Source organism: Riemerella anatipestifer, from assembly GCF_009932355.1.
Lineage (GTDB): Bacteria > Bacteroidota > Bacteroidia > Flavobacteriales > Weeksellaceae > Riemerella > Riemerella anatipestifer_E.
Genome location: NZ_LEKU01000009.1, coordinates 69,650 through 88,725, shown reverse-complemented (window position 1 = coordinate 88,725; position 19,076 = coordinate 69,650). Strand labels below are relative to the sequence as shown.

At 35.3% G+C, this 19,076-nt stretch carries 23 protein-coding genes; 5 read left to right on the top strand and 18 right to left on the bottom strand.

Going from position 1 to position 19,076, the window contains the following annotated elements:
• Positions 1-45: 45 nt before the first annotated feature.
• A complete protein-coding gene (locus GXW81_RS03995; RefSeq protein ID WP_409258622.1) occupies positions 46-297 on the top strand; it encodes a M949_RS01915 family surface polysaccharide biosynthesis protein in 252 nt (83 codons plus the stop codon).
• Positions 298-365: 68 nt separating this feature from the next.
• Here GXW81_RS03995 and clpP read toward each other — a convergent pair whose 3' ends face one another.
• From clpP to yidD, 6 genes are all read right to left on the bottom strand, one after another.
• Entirely contained in the window at positions 366-1,040 is a 675-nt protein-coding gene (clpP, locus tag GXW81_RS03990; protein ID WP_004917707.1) for an ATP-dependent Clp endopeptidase proteolytic subunit ClpP, read from the bottom strand.
• An 80-nt stretch (positions 1,041-1,120) separates the two neighbouring features.
• Positions 1,121-3,043: a DNA primase gene (dnaG, locus tag GXW81_RS03985; protein ID WP_161531279.1), complete on the bottom strand. Its 1,923-nt coding sequence runs from the start codon at positions 3,041-3,043 to the stop codon at positions 1,121-1,123.
• Positions 3,044-3,058: 15 nt separating this feature from the next.
• Positions 3,059-3,736: a DedA family protein gene (locus GXW81_RS03980; RefSeq protein WP_161531278.1), complete on the bottom strand. Its 678-nt coding sequence runs from the start codon at positions 3,734-3,736 to the stop codon at positions 3,059-3,061.
• Positions 3,737-3,813: 77 nt separating this feature from the next.
• Positions 3,814-4,926 (bottom strand): peptide chain release factor 2, encoded by a 1,113-nt coding sequence (prfB, locus tag GXW81_RS03975; RefSeq protein ID WP_161531277.1) that lies wholly within the window; start codon positions 4,924-4,926, stop codon positions 3,814-3,816.
• Between the two features lie 160 nt (positions 4,927-5,086).
• Positions 5,087-5,938, bottom strand: a complete 852-nt coding sequence (gene lgt / locus GXW81_RS03970; RefSeq protein ID WP_161531276.1) for a prolipoprotein diacylglyceryl transferase — start codon at positions 5,936-5,938, stop codon at positions 5,087-5,089.
• A gap of 7 nt (positions 5,939-5,945) precedes the next feature.
• Positions 5,946-6,200 (bottom strand): membrane protein insertion efficiency factor YidD, encoded by a 255-nt coding sequence (yidD, locus tag GXW81_RS03965; protein ID WP_154136809.1) that lies wholly within the window; start codon positions 6,198-6,200, stop codon positions 5,946-5,948.
• 79 nt (positions 6,201-6,279) lie between these two features.
• Here yidD and GXW81_RS03960 point away from each other — a divergent pair, with 79 nt between their 5' ends.
• Positions 6,280-7,557 carry a replication-associated recombination protein A gene (locus GXW81_RS03960; protein ID WP_161531275.1) on the top strand — a complete coding sequence of 426 codons (1,278 nt, stop codon included), beginning with the start codon at positions 6,280-6,282 and terminating at the stop codon, positions 7,555-7,557.
• Here the strand turns inward: GXW81_RS03960 and GXW81_RS03955 are convergent.
• The 11 genes from GXW81_RS03955 to pyrH form a co-directional block, all read right to left on the bottom strand.
• A complete protein-coding gene (locus tag GXW81_RS03955) occupies positions 7,554-8,165 on the bottom strand; it encodes an L-threonylcarbamoyladenylate synthase (protein WP_161531274.1) in 612 nt (203 codons plus the stop codon). The two genes, GXW81_RS03960 and GXW81_RS03955, sit on opposite strands and share 4 nt — an antisense overlap.
• Positions 8,149-8,955 carry a 1-acyl-sn-glycerol-3-phosphate acyltransferase gene (locus GXW81_RS03950; RefSeq protein WP_161531273.1) on the bottom strand — a complete coding sequence of 269 codons (807 nt, stop codon included), beginning with the start codon at positions 8,953-8,955 and terminating at the stop codon, positions 8,149-8,151. Before GXW81_RS03950 ends, GXW81_RS03955 begins: the two co-directional genes overlap by 17 nt.
• A gap of 28 nt (positions 8,956-8,983) precedes the next feature.
• Entirely contained in the window at positions 8,984-9,604 is a 621-nt protein-coding gene (locus tag GXW81_RS03945; RefSeq protein ID WP_153935322.1) for a CoA pyrophosphatase, read from the bottom strand.
• Positions 9,605-9,607: 3 nt separating this feature from the next.
• The gene (locus GXW81_RS03940; RefSeq protein ID WP_161531272.1) at positions 9,608-10,300 is read right to left on the bottom strand and encodes a TrkA family potassium uptake protein; all 693 of its coding nucleotides are present in this window, start codon (positions 10,298-10,300) and stop codon (positions 9,608-9,610) included.
• Between the two features lie 7 nt (positions 10,301-10,307).
• Positions 10,308-12,056, bottom strand: coding sequence for a TrkH family potassium uptake protein (locus tag GXW81_RS03935; RefSeq protein WP_161531271.1), 1,749 nt, complete (start codon positions 12,054-12,056; stop codon positions 10,308-10,310).
• 27 nt (positions 12,057-12,083) lie between these two features.
• The gene (locus tag GXW81_RS03930; protein WP_161531270.1) at positions 12,084-12,926 is read right to left on the bottom strand and encodes a prephenate dehydrogenase; all 843 of its coding nucleotides are present in this window, start codon (positions 12,924-12,926) and stop codon (positions 12,084-12,086) included.
• Positions 12,926-13,297: a DUF4258 domain-containing protein gene (locus GXW81_RS03925; RefSeq protein WP_154136817.1), complete on the bottom strand. Its 372-nt coding sequence runs from the start codon at positions 13,295-13,297 to the stop codon at positions 12,926-12,928. The genes GXW81_RS03930 and GXW81_RS03925 overlap by 1 nt, the downstream gene beginning before the upstream one ends.
• The gene (locus GXW81_RS03920) at positions 13,297-14,487 is read right to left on the bottom strand and encodes an alanine dehydrogenase (protein ID WP_161531269.1); all 1,191 of its coding nucleotides are present in this window, start codon (positions 14,485-14,487) and stop codon (positions 13,297-13,299) included. The genes GXW81_RS03925 and GXW81_RS03920 overlap by 1 nt, the downstream gene beginning before the upstream one ends.
• Before the next feature lie 48 nt (positions 14,488-14,535).
• Positions 14,536-14,943, bottom strand: coding sequence for a tRNA (adenosine(37)-N6)-threonylcarbamoyltransferase complex ATPase subunit type 1 TsaE (gene tsaE / locus GXW81_RS03915; RefSeq protein WP_038693267.1), 408 nt, complete (start codon positions 14,941-14,943; stop codon positions 14,536-14,538).
• 126 nt (positions 14,944-15,069) lie between these two features.
• Positions 15,070-15,624, bottom strand: coding sequence for a ribosome recycling factor (gene frr / locus GXW81_RS03910; RefSeq protein ID WP_161531268.1), 555 nt, complete (start codon positions 15,622-15,624; stop codon positions 15,070-15,072).
• 36 nt (positions 15,625-15,660) lie between these two features.
• Entirely contained in the window at positions 15,661-16,368 is a 708-nt protein-coding gene (gene pyrH / locus GXW81_RS03905) for a UMP kinase (protein WP_064970444.1), read from the bottom strand.
• A gap of 208 nt (positions 16,369-16,576) precedes the next feature.
• Between pyrH and truB the strand changes: the two genes are divergently transcribed.
• Genes truB through rluF form a run of 3 tightly spaced genes read left to right on the top strand, consistent with a single transcriptional unit; the run spans position 16,577 to position 18,580 of the window.
• Positions 16,577-17,275: a tRNA pseudouridine(55) synthase TruB gene (gene truB, locus GXW81_RS03900; protein WP_161531346.1), complete on the top strand. Its 699-nt coding sequence runs from the start codon at positions 16,577-16,579 to the stop codon at positions 17,273-17,275.
• 3 nt (positions 17,276-17,278) lie between these two features.
• On the top strand, positions 17,279-17,854 hold the full coding sequence (locus GXW81_RS03895; protein ID WP_161531267.1) for a hypothetical protein: 576 nt from the start codon (positions 17,279-17,281) through the stop codon (positions 17,852-17,854).
• Between the two features lie 3 nt (positions 17,855-17,857).
• On the top strand, positions 17,858-18,580 hold the full coding sequence (gene rluF / locus GXW81_RS03890; protein ID WP_161531266.1) for a 23S rRNA pseudouridine(2604) synthase RluF: 723 nt from the start codon (positions 17,858-17,860) through the stop codon (positions 18,578-18,580).
• Here rluF and GXW81_RS03885 read toward each other — a convergent pair.
• On the bottom strand, positions 18,577-19,032 hold the full coding sequence (locus GXW81_RS03885) for a phosphohydrolase (protein ID WP_064970448.1): 456 nt from the start codon (positions 19,030-19,032) through the stop codon (positions 18,577-18,579). The genes rluF and GXW81_RS03885 overlap by 4 nt on opposite strands.
• Positions 19,033-19,076: the final 44 nt, after the last annotated feature.

Here is a 19,076-nt window from a genome sequence, read left to right as displayed (position 1 = left end):
GGCTTTTTTTATTTATAGTTATTTGTATATTTCTATTTATGCCCTATAATCGCCGAAATTTGGACGATGTATTCCATGTTGTGTACTTCGGATATTAGTCCAGATGTGATGAAAATTATTATGTATGAAGACAAACAGAAATATGCTTTAAGGGGACACGCTACTCTAATGGCTGGTGAAGACAAGCTTGAGGAAGGCGAGTATCAATTCGACGAAAACTTATCAAAAGCCTCAAAAGAAATCAAAGACTTTGCTTTAAAAATGTGGCGAAATAATAGTATACAGAAATTAAACTAAAAGTATAGCCACTGAGTAAGAAAGAAAAAACCCTAGAATTTCTAGGGTTTTATGTTTTATCATTTTATTTATTTTCTAGCTAGAACTTCGTCTATCATTCCGAATTCTTTAGCTTCTTCAGAGGTCATCCAGTAATCTCTATCAGAAGATTTTTCAACCCATTCATAAGATTGTCCAGAATGTTCAGAGATAATATCATAAAGCTCTTTTTTCAGCTTAAGCATTTCTCTAAGGTTGATTTCCATATCGCTAGCCACACCTTGAGCTCCGCCACTAGGCTGGTGTATCATCACTCTAGAATGTTTAAGAGCAGAGCGTTTACCCTTTTCACCCGCTACAAGAAGCACGGCTCCCATAGAAGCAGCCATACCCGTACAGATAGTAGCTACATCAGGCTTAATGATTTGCATCGTATCATAAATTCCTAGCCCTGCATATACGCTTCCGCCAGGAGAGTTAATGTAAATTTGAATATCTTTAGTAGGGTCTGCACTTTCTAAAAATAAAAGCTGAGCCGTTACAATATTTGCCACTTGGTCGTCTATGCCAGTACCTAAAAAGATGATTCTATCCATCATCAATCTAGAAAAAACGTCCATTTGTGCTACATTCATACGGCGTTCCTCCATAATGTATGGTGTAAGGTTGGTTGGGTTAAAAGTCCCCATATATTGGTCGGTAGCTAGTCCATTATTTCCTAGGTGCTTTACCGAAAAATCTCTAAATTCCTTTTTAATATCCATATTGTGTTATATTTTATTTTCAAGTTCAAATACCAATACTGTACCCGAAGTTTTTTTAAGTGGTAAAAATAGTCATTCTGTCATAAAACACGAAACAATTTTTGGTCTATAGTGTTTTTTAGCATCGTTAGTTTGATTATTTTTTGATAAATCTCTGTTTTATCTTCAGCTTCGGTATTTTTCAAATCCTCTATCATTTTCATAATATACTCTCGCTTATAGCGATAGATGGTATCAGCAACCAATTTATTGATAGATTTTTCTTTTGGTAGAAGGTAAATGTTATGTTTTTTCCAATCACTTAGCTGATAAGGCTCTACTAAAGCATTGGCTACTTTATTGGTAATTTCTTCATCCATTAAAGTAATGAAAAAACGCTCTGACCTCAGTTCATTGGTTTGGATACCTTGTTTTATTTCGTTGATGATTTTCTTGTTGGTTTCAGATTGTATTTCACAATTATCCTCTTCCATTCGGCATATTACTTCTTCAATAACGGTAGTTTGGTAAACTTTATCTTCGGCATCTTTCATTTCAATAATATAATTTCCATACTTTAACATCAGTTCTACCATTTGCTCTTCCAAGTAGAGTAGGGCGGTGTTGGCTTTAGTAAAGTCCGAAGTAATAACCTCCAGCTTAGGTTGTGGCTGAGGTGTAGCTTTTTTAGGTGTTAAATGTTGCTGTTCTTTAACCTGTTGTTGTATGCCTAGCTCGTTAAATAAACTCTGTTCCGAAAGCCCAAACTTGTTAGAAATTTCTTTAAGGTAAATCTCCTGCTTTAAAACATTCCCGACAAATGCCACCGATTTTACAATATCTCTAATAGCTTCGGATTTTTTTATAGGGTCGTGTTCTACATCTTTGAGTAGAATTTCAGCTTTAAAATTGATGAAATCTTGGGCGTTGTTTTGTATAAAATCTTCTACAAATTCTTTAGGGTGTTTCCTAGAGAATGAATCAGGGTCGTCCCCATCAGGGAAAAGCAATACTCTGATATTCATTCCTTCGGAAAGGAGCATATCTATACTTCTAAAGCTGGCTTTAATCCCTGCAGCATCTCCATCAAAGAGTATGGTTACATTTTCTGTAAGTCTTTTAATGAGTTTAATTTGCTCTGTGGTAAGTGCTGTCCCAGAACTCGCTACTACATGCTCTATCCCTGCTTGATGCAGTGCTACCACATCCATATAGCCCTCTACTAGTAAACATAAATTCTGTTTAGAAATGGCTTGTTTACTTTGGTTAAGCCCATAGAGAACATTAGATTTATGATAAATTTCTGTTTCAGGAGAATTGAGATACTTGGCAGTTTTAACATTAGATTTTAAAATTCTAGCTCCAAACCCCAATACTCTTCCAGAAAAACTATGGATAGGAAATATAACCCTTTCTCTAAAACGGTCTACGCCATCAGGAGCATAATCTGTAAAGATGGATAATCCTGATTTTTCTAAAATCTCTTTGGTGTAGCCTTTAGAAATAGCATATTCTGTGAAGGCATTTTTTTGAATAGGAGAGTAGCCTAGCTGGAATTTTTTTATAATATCCTCTCGTAACTCTCTTTCTTTGAAATAAGATAAACCAATGCTTTTACCTTCTTCGGTTTCCCAAATTTGTTTTTGATAATAATGATTGGCTACTTCGTGTATTTTATAGAGTAAATCTTTTTCGGTTTGGGCTGTTTTTTCTTCTTCGGTAAGCTCTCTTTGGTGCTCTTCAATTTCAATACCGTATTTTTTTGCGGCAAATCTGAGGGCTTCGGGATAGCTGAAATTCTCTATCTCCATTAAAAAAGAAATAGCAGTACCTCCTTTTCCAGAGGAAAAATCCTTCCAAATTTGCTTGGAAGGAGACACAATAAAACTAGGTGTTTTTTCATCTACAAAGGGGCTTAGTCCTTTATAATTAGACCCAGCTCTTTTGAGTTGAACATACTCACCTACAATTTCTTCCACTCGTATGGCGGAAAAAATTTTGTCTATCGTCTCTTTAGTTATCAAATTTTTATGATAAAATTAGATACTGTCTTGCTTCTTATCTTTTCCGAAAAACATTTTAATAATTACAGGTGCTGTTGTAATGACTACAATAAACAGTATTATTATTTCCAAATGTCTTTTTAAATCGATGCCAAACTGCTCCAAAAATAGTTTATCCAAATAGTGCCCTGCAAAAATAAGTGAAAATGACCACGCAATAGCTCCAATGACGTTGTAAAGCATAAATTTGCCTTTTTCCATTCCCACGATACCAGCTACAATAGGTGCAAAGGTTCTCACGATGGGTAAAAATCTAGCCGCTATAATGGCTATTCTGCCGTGTTCCTCATAGAAATCGTGAGCTTTAAAAAGATATTTTTTCTTGAAAAGGAAAGAATCTGGTCTTTCATATAAAGCAGGTCCACTTTTTTTACCAAACCAATAGCCTACCATGTTTCCTAAAATAGCAGCAATGGCAATGGCACTAGCTAATATAACGGTGCTTAAGAAATCACTTTCAATGATACCAAAAGTTTCCGTAATCATAGGAACGGCATAAATGCCGGAGATGAAAAGTAAACTATCTCCTGGTAAGAAAAACCCTACAAAAAGTCCTGTTTCTGCAAATATGATAAATAACACTAACCAAAATCCTCCCATTTTGATATAAAATTCAGGATTTAGGAGGTCTTTCCAACTTTCAAAATGATCCATATTTATTTTTTACTTGATGCACAAAAATACTTAATTAAATTCTTTTTAGTCCTATCTATAAAGAGATTTAACAAATTTTATAATTCTAAATCGTTATCTGTAGTGGCTGTGCCGTCTGCCATAAGGTAGGCTTTTATAAAAGGTGTGATTTCTCCATTCATTACAGCGTCTACATCAGAAGTTTCGTGTCCTGACCTTACATCTTTTACCAATTTATAAGGGTGCATCACATAGTTTCTGATTTGGCTGCCCCATTCTATTTTCATTTTATTGGCTTCTATTTCGTTTCTAGCTTTCATTCGCTCTTCAAGCTCTATCTCGTAAAGCCTAGATTTGAGGAGTTGTAAAGCCTTTTCTTTGTTTTGTAGTTGAGACCTACTTTCGGAGTTTTCTATAATGATTCCTGTTGGAGCGTGTCTTAGTCGTACAGCAGTTTCTACTTTGTTTACATTTTGTCCACCTGCACCAGAAGCTCGCATGGTTTCAAAACTAATATCGGCAGGGTTGATGTTGACTTCTATTGAATCGTCTACTAGTGGATAAACGTAAACCGATGCAAAGCTAGTGTGTCTTTTAGCATTACTATCAAATGGAGAAATTCTCACCAAACGATGCACTCCATTTTCCCCTTTAAGATATCCAAAGGCATATTCTCCTTCTATTTCTAATGTTACGGTTTTCACACCAGCCACGTCACCTTCTTGGAAATTGAGTTCCTTTACTTTATATCCGTTTTTATCTGCCCACATTAGATACATTCTCATTAGCATACTCGCCCAATCGCAAGATTCTGTACCACCAGCCCCAGCAGTAATTTGGAGTACGGCAGAAAGTTCATCGCCTTCGTTGGAAAGCATGTTTTTAAACTCTAAGTTTTCTACTTTTTCTAGTAGAGTAGGGTAGGCGGTTTCTAACTCTTGTGCACTGTCGGAGTCTTCTTTAGCGAACTCAAGTAAAACTTGTAAATCTTCCAAGCCTGTATGGATTTCTTCGTAATCTTCCACCCATTTTTTTTTAGACCTAAGTTGTTTCAAAAAAACTTCTGCTTCCTTTGGATTATCCCAAAATTCTGGAGCGGCAGTTTTTTCGTCATCATTTGTAATTTCTAACTTTTTTTTATCGATTTGAAGATATTTGTGAAGGTCTGATACTCTTTGATTGATGTTTTTTACTTGATCTAATGTAACCACTTTTACGAAAATTTCCACAAAAATAACGAAATTCCGTTAAATTAAAACAGGCTTTAATAAGACCTTAAAACTACCCTGATTTTATTTTTTATGAATATCGAAAGTAGTATTTCTTTTAAAATTAAAAGAATATTTAAATAGATATAACCTAAAACTGATGTTATTTATTGATTTTAAATCGTTTTGATATAAACATAATGGCTATTCCAGCTATCATAAATGGGATAGATAAAACTTGCCCTGTGTTAAGTCCTGCAAATTGGATAAACTCATCGCCTTGTGGTTCTTTCCAAAATTCTACAGTAAATCTTATTGCCCACAAGAGAGCCAAAAATAAACCGAATAACCACCCTTGCTGATATTTCTTTTGGGTTTTAAAGTATAAGAAAATGAGTAAAATAAATAGACATAGGTAGCCGAAAGACTCGAATAATTGTGTAGGGTATCTAGGGACTATCGCACCGTATTCCATACTTTGTTGAGGGAATAATACGGCAAAAGGAGAACCCTCTGGGGCTGGTTTTCCGATAATTTCTGAATTGAAAAAATTTCCTATCCTAATAAAAACCCCCGCTAAGGCAATTACAATACCTAGTCTATCATATACCCAAAACGGATTTTTTTTGATGATTTTTAAACTGTAATAGAGCGTGGTAAGTATAAGTGCAATGGCAGCTCCGTGGCTTGCAAGTCCAGAAAAACCTGTAAAGGCAAAGCTAGGTTGCGTACGAATGGGTAGAAAAACTGACCAAAAATCTTCCTTAAAAAGTTCGGGCTGATAAAAAATAACATGCCCTAACCTCGCCCCAAAGATAGTACCGACTAAAGTCCATGTGAATAGAGGTTCTAAATATTTTTCATCTACACCGTCTATTTTGAAAAACTTTTTCATAATTAAAAAGCCTAAGCCGAATGCTAAAACAAACATTAGACTGTAATAGTGAATAGTGAAAAAATTGCCTAATTCTATTCCTTTAGATGGGTCCCATGTGGTGTATAAAAATTGTGTCATTATGCTTTTAGTTTATTTTGTGTTTCTTTTCTGGTACAGGGTCGTAGCCACTTCCTCCCCACGGGTGGCATCGCCCAATTCTTTTTATGCCTAGCCAGAATCCATTTAGAAGTCCGTGCTTTCTTAGAGCTTGTAGCATATAATGTGAACAGGTGGGCTGATAGCGACAATTATTTCCCAACCAAGGAGAAATGGCATTTTGGTAAAACTTGATGAGAATTACCAAAGGGAAAATCAATATGTTATTAAAATTTACTTTCAAAACATTGCAAAAATAGACTAAAAAAATGAAAATTAGTTTAATTTTGTTTCTAGTTTAAATAATTTTAATACCTCATACTTTGAATTCAAATATCCCTTTAGCAGAGAAATTACGCCCCAAAACTTTAGATGAAATGCTTGGTCAAGAGCATCTTACAGGTAAAGATGGGACTATAAGAAAAATGTTGGATACCGACCGACTTAATTCTCTGATTTTATGGGGACCTCCAGGAACGGGTAAAACTACCTTAGCAGAAATTCTTTCGGAGCAATCGGGACGAAAATTTTTTAAACTTTCTGCGGTTTCTAGTGGGGTAAAAGAGGTAAGAGAAGTGATAGATGATGCTAAAAAACAACACTTATTCTCTGGTAAACCTCCTATTTTATTTATAGATGAAATCCATAGATTCAACAAATCACAACAGGATTCTTTGCTTCACGCTGTGGAAAAAGGTTGGATAGTTTTGATAGGAGCAACTACTGAAAATCCTAGTTTTGAGGTGGTTTCGGCATTATTGTCTCGTTCTCAAGTTTATATTTTGAAACCATTGAGCTACGAAAAATTGGAGGAATTAGCTACTATTGCGGTCGCTCGTTTCAATCAAGATGAAGATACAGATTTTGTTATTAAAGATAATCAGGGGTTTATACAATATTCGGGTGGTGATGCTAGAAAACTCATCAATTCGGTAGAGTGGGTGCTTAATCAGTATAAAGGCTCTGGACAAAATCAGTTATCTAATGAGGCTATTTTGAAAGTTTTACAAGAAACCGTTCCCGTTTATGATAAAAATGGAGAGCAACATTATGATGTGATTTCAGCTTTTATAAAATCTATTAGAGGGAGCGATGTTAATGCTGCTTTGTATTGGCTGGGAAGAATGTTAGTAGGAGGTGAAGATATTAAATTTATTGCAAGGCGACTTTTGATATTGGCGGCAGAAGATATTGGTTTGGCTAATCCTAATGCTCTCACAATAGCTAATAGTTGTTTTCAATCGGTTAATGTTATAGGTTATCCAGAATCTCGTATTATTCTAAGTGAATGTGTAATTTATCTAGCAGCTTCACCTAAGAGTAATTCGGCATATCAAGCCATCAATGAGGCAATGGCGTTGGCGAAAAAAACAACTCATTTGCCTGTGCCGTTACACCTAAAAAACGCTCCCACAAAACTGATGAAAGAGCTAGATTATGGTAAAGATTACCGTTACGCTCACGCTTATGAGGGAAATTTTGTACCACAAGAATTCCTTCCTGAAGAATTATCAGGAGTTTCTTTTTATCGTTCAGGAGATAATGCCACCGAAAGAAAAATAAAAGAACAAATTTCTAAAAAGTGGGGCGAAAAATATTAGAGTTCGCCCTTACCTTGTCTAATGATTTCTGCAACGCCAGAAGTTAAATCTACAATAGTAGAAGCCACATTATCACCATAGCCTGAATCAATGACAATATCCACTAAGTGGTCATACTTTTCAGCGATAAGTTCTGGGTCTGTGGAATACTCTATAATTTCATCGTCGTCTTTTATAGAAGTGGAAGCAATAGGACGGCCTAATTTTTCTACAATAAGTTGCGGAATAGGGTGGTCTGGCACTCTAATACCAACGGTTTTATGACCTTTATAAGAAAGAGGTAAATTCTTATTAGCTTCTAGAATAAAGGTAAACGGTCCAGGAATATGACTTTTTAATAATCTAAAAACAGAATTGTCAATAGGTTTAGTGAAAGACGAAAGATGACTTAAATCGTTACAAATAATAGAAAAATAAGCTTTCTCTAGTTTTGTTTTCTTTAGAGAAGCTAGTTTTTCCATAGCTTTGATATTATTGATGTCGCACCCCAAGGCGTAAACCGTATCAGAAGGATAGATAATAAGTCCCCCATTATCTAAGGTTTTTATCACTTCTTTTATAAGGTTTTCCTGAGGATTTTCAGGGTAAATTTTAATGACCTTCGCCATGGCTTTCTTCTTGTTTTCGTTTTAGTTCTTCATCATATTCGTGGAGAATATTATGCTCTGGAGTTTGCTCTATGGCTTCCATTATTTTTTGTAAAATCTCTTGTGCAGACTCGTTTTTATAATCAATGTCAAGAGCAGGTTTAAATTCCATAGTTGGTTCTACGCCTATTACTTTAATTTTAAGCCCTTTTTTATCGAAAGCTCTTCTAAATCCATTGATTTTGATAGGTATCACAATAGGACGTTGCTGTTTTACCAATTTGGCAGTTCCTTTTCTTCCCTGTGCAAATGCAGAGGTAGTCCCTTGTGGAAAAGTGATTACCCAACCATTATCCAAAGCTTTAATGATGTTTTCTACCTCACTCATATCTACCATACGATTAACATTTTTGCCTTCGGCACGCCATGTTCTTTTTACCGTTACGGCACCCGCTAATTTGAAAATTCGGGCAAGGATACCTTTATTCATCGTTTCTTCAGCGGCCACATAGTAGAAATCTACTTTAGGATTAAGTAAGTAAACAGGATTTTTTATCGTATTATGATAACCATTATTTACGGCACAAAAAGCGTGATACATAGCTGCAACATCAGCAAAGTAGGTTTGGTGGTTAGATACAAACAAAACATTACTTTCTGGTAAATCTACCAAATGTTCAGTACCTGATATTTTAAGTTTATTAAATCCGTTGAACCTTCTGTAAGATATTATCCCTAAAATGAAAATAATAAATCTTTTAAGAAAGTATAAATTCCCGAATGAATCGGTAAATATTGTTTTTTTTGCCATCGGTTACGCCTGTGTTTAGCGTGCAAATTTACATATTTTTTAACAACTGGCTAAACTCGTACAAAATCATAGAGGTGGCTCCCCAGATATTATAGTTTTTATATTGTATCACAGGGACTTCTATATGTTTGTCAAATAAAATTTTAGAGGGTTGTTTTGGTAGGTCTAAAAGTAAGGATAGAGGTAGTTCTATCAGCTCTTGGGCTTCAGATTCTTGTAGAGTGAATTTTGGATTTTTTTTAGTATACGAAACATAAGTATGAACATAAAAATTACTAGGCGGAATATACAACGGACTTAAACTTCGTATCAACCTCAAGTAAGGACGAATAATGCCTAGTTCCTCTGTAGTTTCACGCAGAGCGGTGTGGGCAAATGTTTCATCAGAAACTTCTTTTTTTCCACCAGGTAAAGAGATTTGTCCACTATGTTTGTCATTAACATTAGCTGTTCTTACCATAAGTGGGATATGCCATTGGTTATTTTTGAGATAAAGTAAAATGTTAACAGCAGCTAACTTTGGTTTTTTAACCATTATTTCGTCATAGGAGTAGAGAGGTCTTTGGGGAGGAGCATAAATTTTATGAGCATTTTCTCCTTCTAGAGGAGCGGCTTTAATTCGTTTGATTAAATCTCTACCAAGTTTCATTTTTTAATCCATTTTCTGTTTTAAAAAACCTTTTAAATCTTTGTTAGAACCATAAATTACTAGTATATCATTAGTTTCTAGTAGAGTATCTGTAGCTGCCACACCTAGTACTTTGTTTTCTGTTTTGGTTTTGCCTAAAAGACTTTTAACTTCTATTTTTCTTATAATAGTGAGTACAACTAAGTTGTATTTTTGGCGGAAATCTATTTCACGAATAGTCTTTCCAATGTATTCCTCTGGTACTTTAGCTTCTATGATACTGTATTCTTGGTTCAGTTCAAAAGAATCTACAATATTGCTTAGGCATAATTTTTTCGCCCATCTTTCTGCTGTTTCTTCTTCAGGGTGTACTATTTCATCAACGCCGATGGCTTGTAATACTTTTTCGTGCAGAGGATTGATGGCACGGCTGATGAGTCGTTTCACTTGTAAGTTTTTAAGTAGAGCGGTGGTCATTACATTAGCGCCTTGGTCTTCGCCAATGGCAACCACGAAAATATCGGTTTCTTTGATGGGAAGCCCCGAAACGGTAAATTCATCGGTAGAATCCATACAGATGGTATGCGATATTTTTTCTTTATAGGCATCTACTTTGGCGGCACTATTATCTATCCCGATAACTTCGTTGCCTTGAGCCGTTAGTTTTTGGGCTAAAGAAGCTCCAAAGTTTCCTAATCCTACTATAATATATTTCATTTCGTTTTTAATTTATGGTTATTTCTTCTTTTGGATAGCTATAATTTTTATACTTAGATTTTTTAACGATAGCAATAGCTAATGATAACATACTGATACGCCCCACAAACATAATGCCTATGAGTACCATTTTAGAGGCTTCACTTAGAGAGGCGGTAATGCCTAAGCTTAGTCCTACGGTACTATAAGCAGAGAAACATTCAAAAGAAATATCTAGAAGGTTTTTGTCTGGGTCAAAAAAAGTAATGAGCATCACGCCCAACCCTATTGCCATAAGAGATAAAGTCATAATAGCAAAGGCTCTTCGTATAGAAATATCAGCGATTTCTCTTCGGAAAATTTCTACTTTAGATTTGCCTTTGGCAAGGCTTAACACATTGAGGAACGCTATGGCAAAAGTATTCGTTTTAATACCACCACCGGTAGATTGTGGCGAAGCTCCTACCCACATAAGTAAAAATATAACCATAATGGTAGGGAAGGACATAGAAGCGTTGTTAATGGTGTTAAACCCAGCCGTTCTAGGCGTAGTAGCACCAAATAAAGCAGTTACAAACTTTCCAAAACCTTCGTGTTCTGCTAAAGTGTTGTGATATTCTAAAATGTAAAAAATAATAGTGCCAACTATCGTGAGAGATACGGTGGTTACCAAAGTAATGCGGCTATCTAAGGTTAATACCCAAGGTCTGTATCTTCTTTTTTGTTCGGAGAATGGGCTTATATGGGCGATTTTGTATTTAATATAATTGATGATATTCACTACGATAGGGAAGCCTAAACCTCCGAAAACAAAAGTGAAAATAACAACTAAATGTAGATAATAGTTGTATTTGTAAGCACTATCATAAAGATTAGCATCTAGAGTAGAAAACCCTGCATTACAAAAGGCAGATACAGAATGGAAAATAGAAAAAAAGATGTGCTGAAATTCCGAGGTGAACAGAGTGGAGTTTACGCTGGTATATATCAAAATTCCAGAGAAAAGTTCTATCCCAAAAGTAATAAGAATAATGTTTTTTAGGGTAGAGAATACATCGCCGAGTTTTTTTGAACTCGTCATATCGCTTAGAGCCAATTGGTTTTCGTAAGAAGTGCCACCTTTGAAAAAGTAGCTAAAATAACTTGCGAAAGTTAAAATCCCTAAACCTCCAATCTGAATTAAAATAATAATGATAAGTTTCCCAAAAGTTGTAAAATCACTACCCGTATTCAGTACCGATAAGCCCGTAACACAAACCGCACTAGTAGAGGTAAACAAAGCATCTAAAAACGAAATTCCGTGTGTGGTAGCTTTGGGGAGCGTGAGTAGAAAAGCCCCCATTAGTATAATCACAATAAAACTACTGATGAATAATTGGGCTGGGTTGAGCACCGTTCTTTTAAAATTGATTTTCAAATCCGAAAACTCTCTTATAAAAGTAAATACCACCGCTACAATAACCCAATATCTGCTTTCAAAAAAACGGTCTAGGCTGCCATATAACGGACTTAAAAAATGAAAGTAGAAAATAACCACCGTAAATATCACCGTAGCTAAATCAAAAATAAAAGCTTTACGATTAACAGGAATCCTTTTCTCATAGTATCTGGCAGCGGTAGAGATAAGTCCTATGGCAATAGCAAAGTGGTAGTAGCCATCAAACATTATTCTAGAGTCTTCGGATTGGTGAAAACCAAAATCACCAAAGAAAGCCATAATACCTAAAGTACTGATGATAAAGGAAAATATATAGAGAAGTTTAAAATTGATAATCATCGTAATGGTTAATTAAATACTTAATTTTTATTTCAAAATACCTCTTATTCTGTTAGCATTTTTGATGAGTTCTTCTAGAAAATCATAGTTTTCTTTCTCTAGTGCGGCTTTAAATTTTCTTAACTGAGAAATATGCTCGTTGAGTACATCTAGTACATTCTCTTTATTTTGTTTAAAGATGGGAACCCACATTTCGGGGTGAGATTTTGCTAACCTTACCGTGCTAGAAAACCCCGAACTTGCGAGTTGGAAAATAGTATCTTCTTCCTTCTCTTTTTCTAAAACCGTATTGGCTAGAGCATAAGAGGTAATGTGTGAAATGTGAGAGATATAAGCGGTGTGTATATCGTGCTGTTCGGAAGTCATTTCTATGAGGTTCATTTCCAGAAGTTGATAAACTTCGGACACTTTCTCCACGGCATCTTTTGCAGAATCTTCTATATCGCAAAGAACGGCTACTCTGCCAGAAAAAGACTCTAGTTGAGCAGATTGAGGTCCACTATTTTCTGTTCCCCACATAGGGTGCGAAGCTACGAAACGATTTCTATTTTTATGATTTTTGATAGCATTTACAATCCCTAACTTTGTAGAACCAGTATCCATCACAGTTTGGTGTTGGTCTAGTAAATCTAATACTTTAGGCAGTACCTTTTGGGTGGCATCTACAGGAATTGCTATAATAATGAGGTCAGATTTTTTTACCGTATTCTCTAAACCATCAGCTTCATCTATGATGCCTAATGCTAAGGCTTCATTGAGGTGGTTTGTGGAGTTATCTGTACCACATATTTTTATCAAGGTATTTTTACTTTTCAGCTTTAGAGCCATTGACCCACCAATTAGTCCAACGCCAATTAGTCCTACAACCATTATTTAAGAGATTTAAGGTTAAAGAAACGAGCTTCTTTCTCACATTTTTCAAAGCTGATTTCGTACATCGGATTTTTCTTTGGATAGTATAACAGGTAAGAAGGACAAGGCTTTTTTTGAGCATTACTCTTTTGGAAATCTATTTCACCGTGGGTAATAAGGCTATCTTTTAAAAAACTTTCAGTAATGTTTAGGCTTTGCATCTGTGTTTTAAACTCCTCGGAATAGCTGAATTCTTTAGATAGTGTTTCTGCTATTACACGGCTATTAGGAAGGTAGCCACTGCAACTAACTCCTTTCTGATTAAGAACAAAAAATACAATAATGAACCCTGGGATAAGACCTATTAAATAAAATTTGAGTTTTCTCATTAGAAGGTTAATAAATTTATATCGTGATAGTTTAATCCAAATTTTTCACAAATAATTTTCTTTGTATGTCTGCCTTTGTACATGTATATAGAATCTTTGCTGCTGGTATTTTTTAGAAGCATAGTTTCTAATCCTCCTTCGTGGTCAGATTGTAATAGGTAACTTAGGAAGAAGTTACTAATAGCTTTAGTTGTTGTTCTAGGCGTTTTAGAAGTCAGATTTGGAATTCCAGAGTGAACCACCTCGTGTTTTATAATTGTAGGATTTTCTTGGGTGGTAAGTTCTGCCGTTTCAATAGACTTTCCGTAATCAATAGTAAGGTCAATAATTACGCTGCCTTTTTTCATGAGCTGTACCATCTCTTCCGTTACAACAGGAGGAAGATTGTGTCTTTGCAAAGCACCTATTACAATATCGGCTCTTCTGAGGCTTTTCGTTAGTTCTTTAGGATCTATAATTGAGGTAGAAACCCTATTGTTTATAAAATTATGTAATCTTCTTAATTTGGCTAAAGAATTATCAAAAACCCTAACATTAGCACCTAGACCAATAGCTGTTTTTGTGGCAAACTCGCCCACAATACCTGCCCCTAAAACCACTACTTCGGTAGGTCTTACACCTGTAATACCACCAAGCATTAAGCCGTTAGACTGTGCCAAAAGTTCTGAAGCATAAAGGATAGAAACATTACCTGCAATTTCTCCAATCAATCTTACTAATGCTAACTGCTGGTATTCATCTTTAATAAATTCAAAAGCAATAGCAGTGATTTTTCTTTCGGCTAATTTTTTAAAATAATGAGGCGTCTGAAGATTAACTTGCAACGCTGAAATTAAAAAAGATGATGGCTTTAAATAATCAATCTCTTCTTCTGTAGGTGGGTTTATCTTTAGTATAAGCTGCTGTCCAAAAGCTTCTTTAGGGGCGTTAGTGATGATAGCTCCAGCTTCGGAGTATTGTAAATCTGTAAAAAATGAACCTTTTCCTGCTCCACTTTCTACGACTACTTGGTGACCACTCTGTGTGAGAACTTGTACTGCATCAGGAGTTAGGCAGAGTCTTTTCTCGTTTAGGCAAGTCTCTTTAGGAACACCTATAAAAAGTCTTTGTCCTTTTTTTATAATTTCTAATCTTTCTTCTTTTGGTAGAAGCTGCTCTTCTTTAAACGGAGTAAATATAGTGCTACTCATAGTTATTAGGGGTTATTCAGTAAGTGAAAATATAAGCAAATATAAGAATCATTTAAACACAATATGCCTTTCTCCTTCTATATTTTCTATCTTCATTTCGTGATAGGGGATTCCTTCAAGTTCAGGCTCATAAATTTCTGGCCATTCAATGATAGATAAGAAACCTGTTTCTAGATATTCTTCGATACCGATGTCAAATGCCTCATCAATGGATTTCATTCGGTATAAATCAAAGTGATAAATGTTGCCTTTCGGGCAAGCATACTCATTTACAATGGCGTAAGTAGGGGAGGAAACCTCGTCTGTACTGCCAAGAGTCTTCAATAAAAATTGAGTAAAAGAGGTCTTACCAACACCTAAGTTTCCCTTTAATAAAAGGATAGGGTGCTTTAGTTGGGGCAAAATTTGATGGATAACTTCTTGCCACTCTTCGATGGTAGATATTTTAAATTCCATAATTATTTAGGAAGTTTAGATAGGATTGAGTTTAACTTATTATAGACTAATCAATCTTTTGAAGAAAAGAGATGATATACAGTAACATTTGAAAAAATAAGCTACCTAAAAAGGTAGCTTTAGTTTTTATATCTTCATAATATCCACTTCTTTGTGTTTGTAGTGGTCGTCTATCATACTAATGTACTTATCTGTAAGTTGCTGAACCTCGTTTTCGGTATCTTTAATAATATCTTCGGATACCCCATCTAGCTTCTTAAGGTCTTTCATCGCATCTTGTCTTGCATTTCTTACAGTTACTTTAGTCTGTTCCGCTTCCGCTTTAGCTTGCTTTGCAAGGTCTTTTCTTCTCTCTTCAGTTAGTGGAGGTACATTTAGGATAATAGTATCTCCATTGTTAGACGGAGCAAATCCTAAGTTAGAGTTAATAATCCCTTTCTCTACATCCTTAATAGCCGACCTGTCCCAAGGTTGGATAGCAATAGTCATTGCATCAGGGATAGAAACATTCGCAACTTGGTTAAGAGGAGTAGGGCTACCATAGTATTCCACCATTACATCTTGTACCATAGCCGTAGAAGCACGCCCCGCTCTAATCTTTAAGAAAGCGTGTTCTAAGTGTTTAATCGCAGCGTCCATTTCCTGACGAGCATTGTCTAATATCAACTGTATTTCTTCCATTTTATTTAATGATTATTTTTTAATTATATAAAATTCTTAGTTTCTTACCACAGTTCCTACTTCTTCGCCCTGAACTACCTTTAGAAGGTTACCTTCCTTATTCATATCAAAAACAATGATAGGAAGTTTGTTCTCTTGGCTAAGAGTAAAGGCAGTCATATCCATTACCTTTAAATTCTTTTCATAAACTTCATCAAACGAAAGGCTATTGAATTTCACAGCATCTTTATTCTTTTCAGGGTCGCTGTCGTAGATGCCATCTACACGAGTACCTTTAAGGATAACATCAGCCCCTATTTCTATGGCTCTTAGCGTAGCAGCAGTATCCGTAGTAAAGTAAGGGTTGCCTGTACCAGCTCCAAAGATGACTACTCGCCCTTTTTCTAAGTGTCTAGTTGCCCTTCTTTTAATAAAAGGCTCAGCTACCTTATCCATTTCAATGGCAGATTGTAGTCTTGTTTTAATGCCGATGTCTTCCAAAGCACCTTGTAGAGCCATACCATTGATAACGGTTGCTAGCATTCCCATATAGTCGCCCTGAACTCTATCCATTCCTTTAGCAGCACCTGCTAAACCTCTGAAAATGTTACCTCCTCCTATCACGATAGCGACCTCGCAACCTTGGTCTACCACCTTTTTAATTTCTGCGGCATACTCCTTTAGTCTGTCGTTATCTATACCGTATTGTAGGTTTCCCATAAGTGCTTCACCACTAAGTTTGAGAAGGATTCTTTTATATTTCATAGGTTTACTTTTTAATTAAATCAATATTTACCTTGGACTAAAATTTCCTCTGCAAATATAAGTATTACGACAGAATTAACTCTCATTTGATTTAATTAAATATCAAAAAAGTATTTCTTTAAGCTATGTTAATTTTATGAATAAACCTTATGATGATGTTAATGAGTAAAACTTAATTGTTATTTTTGTGGCAGAGAATATAGAAGCGATGACATTAGAAGAAATACAAGCTGGACAGGTATTTTTGGTAGATAAACCTTTGGATTGGACTTCCTTTCAGGCGGTTAATAAGATGAAATTCAAACTAAAAAGAGAGTTTAAGCTAAATAAGATTAAAATTGGTCATGCAGGGACATTAGACCCTAGAGCCACAGGGCTTTTGGTGGTATGTACAGGAAAAGCAACTAAGACTATCCCAGAAATACAAAACGCTCCAAAAGAGTACCACGCCGAAATAAAAATTGGAGTTCAGACGGCTTCTTATGACACCGAAGAACCAGAAATACTACCACAAGATATTAGTACTATCACTAAAGAGCAAATTTTAGAAACTTTGGATAGCTTTGTGGGAGAGATAGACCAAACGCCACCTATATTTTCTGCGATTAAAGTAGATGGCGAAAGAGCATACAATCTTGCTAGAGCAGGAGAGGAAGTAGAATTAAAGAAAAGGAAAACCACGATTTACTTTATAGATAATGTGGAGATTGATTTGCCTTTTGTGAGGTTTAGTGTTGGTTGCTCTAAAGGGACTTATATCCGAAGCTTAGCACACGACATAGGTCAGGCTTTAGGCGTGGGAGCTTATCTTACGCAGTTGAGAAGAACTAAAATTGGTAATTTTTCTGTGGAACGGGCTTCGGAGAAATTTTTAATGAATGAGTTTAGTTTTGCTAATGATATTTAAGAAATGTGTAAATTTTTAGTCTTCTGTTTTACATTTATCTTTTTAGGAGGTTTTGCCCAAAAACAAAAGTCAGATAAGTTGGGGATATTCACAGGAATAAATGCCAATGTAGGGTTAGATTTAGCCTCTATTCTTAGAAGAAATAATAATAATAATAATAATAATAATAATAATAATAATACATTGAATAATAGCCGAAGCGATGAAAAATTTGCTTACGGTTTTGCTTCTGAATTGGGAGTACAACCTTTTAATTGGTTTGCGATTTCGGGAGGGATTAAGTATAGCTATGTTTCGGATAATTATCATTTATTGTATTACACCATCAATCCCTATATTTTTGTTACCAAAGCCGAAGACCATGATTTTGGTTACATTGGACTGAAATTAGGTAAACAGTTTAATCGTTCCGCAGCCAATGATACAGCGTATTGGGGATTAAGCGTTGGTAAGTTTGATGCTTCTCTCTATCGCAATTTAGGGCAGAAGTTTGAGTTGTCTTTAGAAGGTTACAGTATGGGGAATTGGTTTATAGGGTTCTCTTATGGTATCGTATTTTATAGCAATAAAAGTTTATAGTTAATGGAAAAAGTTAGAATCAATAAATATTTATCGGAAGTTGGCTTTTGTTCTCGTAGGGAAGCGGATAAAATATTGGAACAAGGGAGAATTACCATCAATGGTAAAATACCAGAATTAGGAACTAAAGTAAGTGCCGAAGACGAAATAAGGGTAGATGGAAAACTTATTGCTGAACCAAAGGAAGAGCATGTTTATATTGCATTTAATAAGCCTGTGGGCATTGTTTGTACAACGGATACTAAACGAGAGAAGAATAATATTATTGATTACATCAAATATCCTAAACGCATTTTTCCAATAGGAAGACTGGATAAGCCTAGTGAGGGTTTAATATTGCTGACTTCGGATGGTGATATTGTTAATAAAATATTAAGGGCAAGAAACAACCACGAAAAGGAATATATTGTAAGGGTAGATAAACCTATTACCAATAAATTTCTAGAGCAGATGAGAGCAGGAGTGCCGATATTAGGCACAGTTACTAGAAAGTGCGAAGTGGAGCAGCTGGATAAAATGCAATTTAGGATTGTGCTTACTCAAGGATTAAACAGACAAATCCGCCGTATGTGTGAATACTTAGGATATGAAGTGAAGAAACTAAAGCGTATAAGAATTATGAATATCCACTTAGATTTACCAATAGGAAAGTGGCGAGAGCTGACACCCAACGAGATGAAAACCCTCAACCATCTGATTAAAGATTCAGCGAAAACCTACGATTAGTATTTTTCTATAAGATAATGGTAGGCTTTTAGATATTTATTAAACCTTTTTAAATCTTTCTCTGTGAGAGGCTTGTTTACTCTCTTTAAGTCCATATTGTCGGTTAAATCGTTTATTTTAACGGCAATGGCTAGTGGCGACTGTTCTATGCGTTTAATAAAATCGTCATAGCTTTCCTCTGGATTGGTCTTAGAAAGACATTCTATAGCGAATAATATTTCGTCTGGGAAGCCTTGTTTTTTTAGATATTCTATGCTGTATTCTGGGCAGTCTTCTACAACATCGTGTAGTACACCTACTATTTTTTCGTCTAGAGTTTTACCGTAATTCATCACTCTCATCACATGCCCAATATAAGGAGCCTTGTATTTGTCGGTTTGTCCACGGTGGGCATTTTGAGCTATTTTAATAGCTTTATGGAGTAATTCTTCCTTCATCATTTTGTCTGTCATCTGATAATTTTAATAACAAAAAGAATTAAACTATTTTTAGTGAT

Coding starts and splice junctions, on each gene's coding strand:
- GXW81_RS03980 (WP_161531278.1), bottom strand. CDS start 3,736: ATGGATCATTTTGAAAGTTGGAAAGACCTCCTAAATCCTGAATTTTAT.
- GXW81_RS03895 (WP_161531267.1), top strand. CDS start 17,279: ATGTGTAAATTTTTAGTCTTCTGTTTTACATTTATCTTTTTAGGAGGT.
- GXW81_RS03955 (WP_161531274.1), bottom strand. CDS start 8,165: ATGGCGAAGGTCATTAAAATTTACCCTGAAAATCCTCAGGAAAACCTT.
- frr (WP_161531268.1), bottom strand. CDS start 15,624: ATGGAAGAAATACAGTTGATATTAGACAATGCTCGTCAGGAAATGGAC.
- clpP (WP_004917707.1), bottom strand. CDS start 1,040: ATGGATATTAAAAAGGAATTTAGAGATTTTTCGGTAAAGCACCTAGGA.
- GXW81_RS03920 (WP_161531269.1), bottom strand. CDS start 14,487: ATGAGTAGCACTATATTTACTCCGTTTAAAGAAGAGCAGCTTCTACCA.
- rluF (WP_161531266.1), top strand. CDS start 17,858: ATGGAAAAAGTTAGAATCAATAAATATTTATCGGAAGTTGGCTTTTGT.
- GXW81_RS03940 (WP_161531272.1), bottom strand. CDS start 10,300: ATGAAATATATTATAGTAGGATTAGGAAACTTTGGAGCTTCTTTAGCC.
- GXW81_RS03930 (WP_161531270.1), bottom strand. CDS start 12,926: ATGGTTGTAGGACTAATTGGCGTTGGACTAATTGGTGGGTCAATGGCT.
- GXW81_RS03945 (WP_153935322.1), bottom strand. CDS start 9,604: ATGAAACTTGGTAGAGATTTAATCAAACGAATTAAAGCCGCTCCTCTA.
- GXW81_RS03935 (WP_161531271.1), bottom strand. CDS start 12,056: ATGATTATCAATTTTAAACTTCTCTATATATTTTCCTTTATCATCAGT.
- lgt (WP_161531276.1), bottom strand. CDS start 5,938: ATGACACAATTTTTATACACCACATGGGACCCATCTAAAGGAATAGAA.
- truB (WP_161531346.1), top strand. CDS start 16,577: ATGACATTAGAAGAAATACAAGCTGGACAGGTATTTTTGGTAGATAAA.
- GXW81_RS03950 (WP_161531273.1), bottom strand. CDS start 8,955: ATGGCAAAAAAAACAATATTTACCGATTCATTCGGGAATTTATACTTT.
- tsaE (WP_038693267.1), bottom strand. CDS start 14,943: ATGGAATTTAAAATATCTACCATCGAAGAGTGGCAAGAAGTTATCCAT.
- pyrH (WP_064970444.1), bottom strand. CDS start 16,368: ATGAAATATAAAAGAATCCTTCTCAAACTTAGTGGTGAAGCACTTATG.
- GXW81_RS03885 (WP_064970448.1), bottom strand. CDS start 19,032: ATGACAGACAAAATGATGAAGGAAGAATTACTCCATAAAGCTATTAAA.
- GXW81_RS03925 (WP_154136817.1), bottom strand. CDS start 13,297: ATGAGAAAACTCAAATTTTATTTAATAGGTCTTATCCCAGGGTTCATT.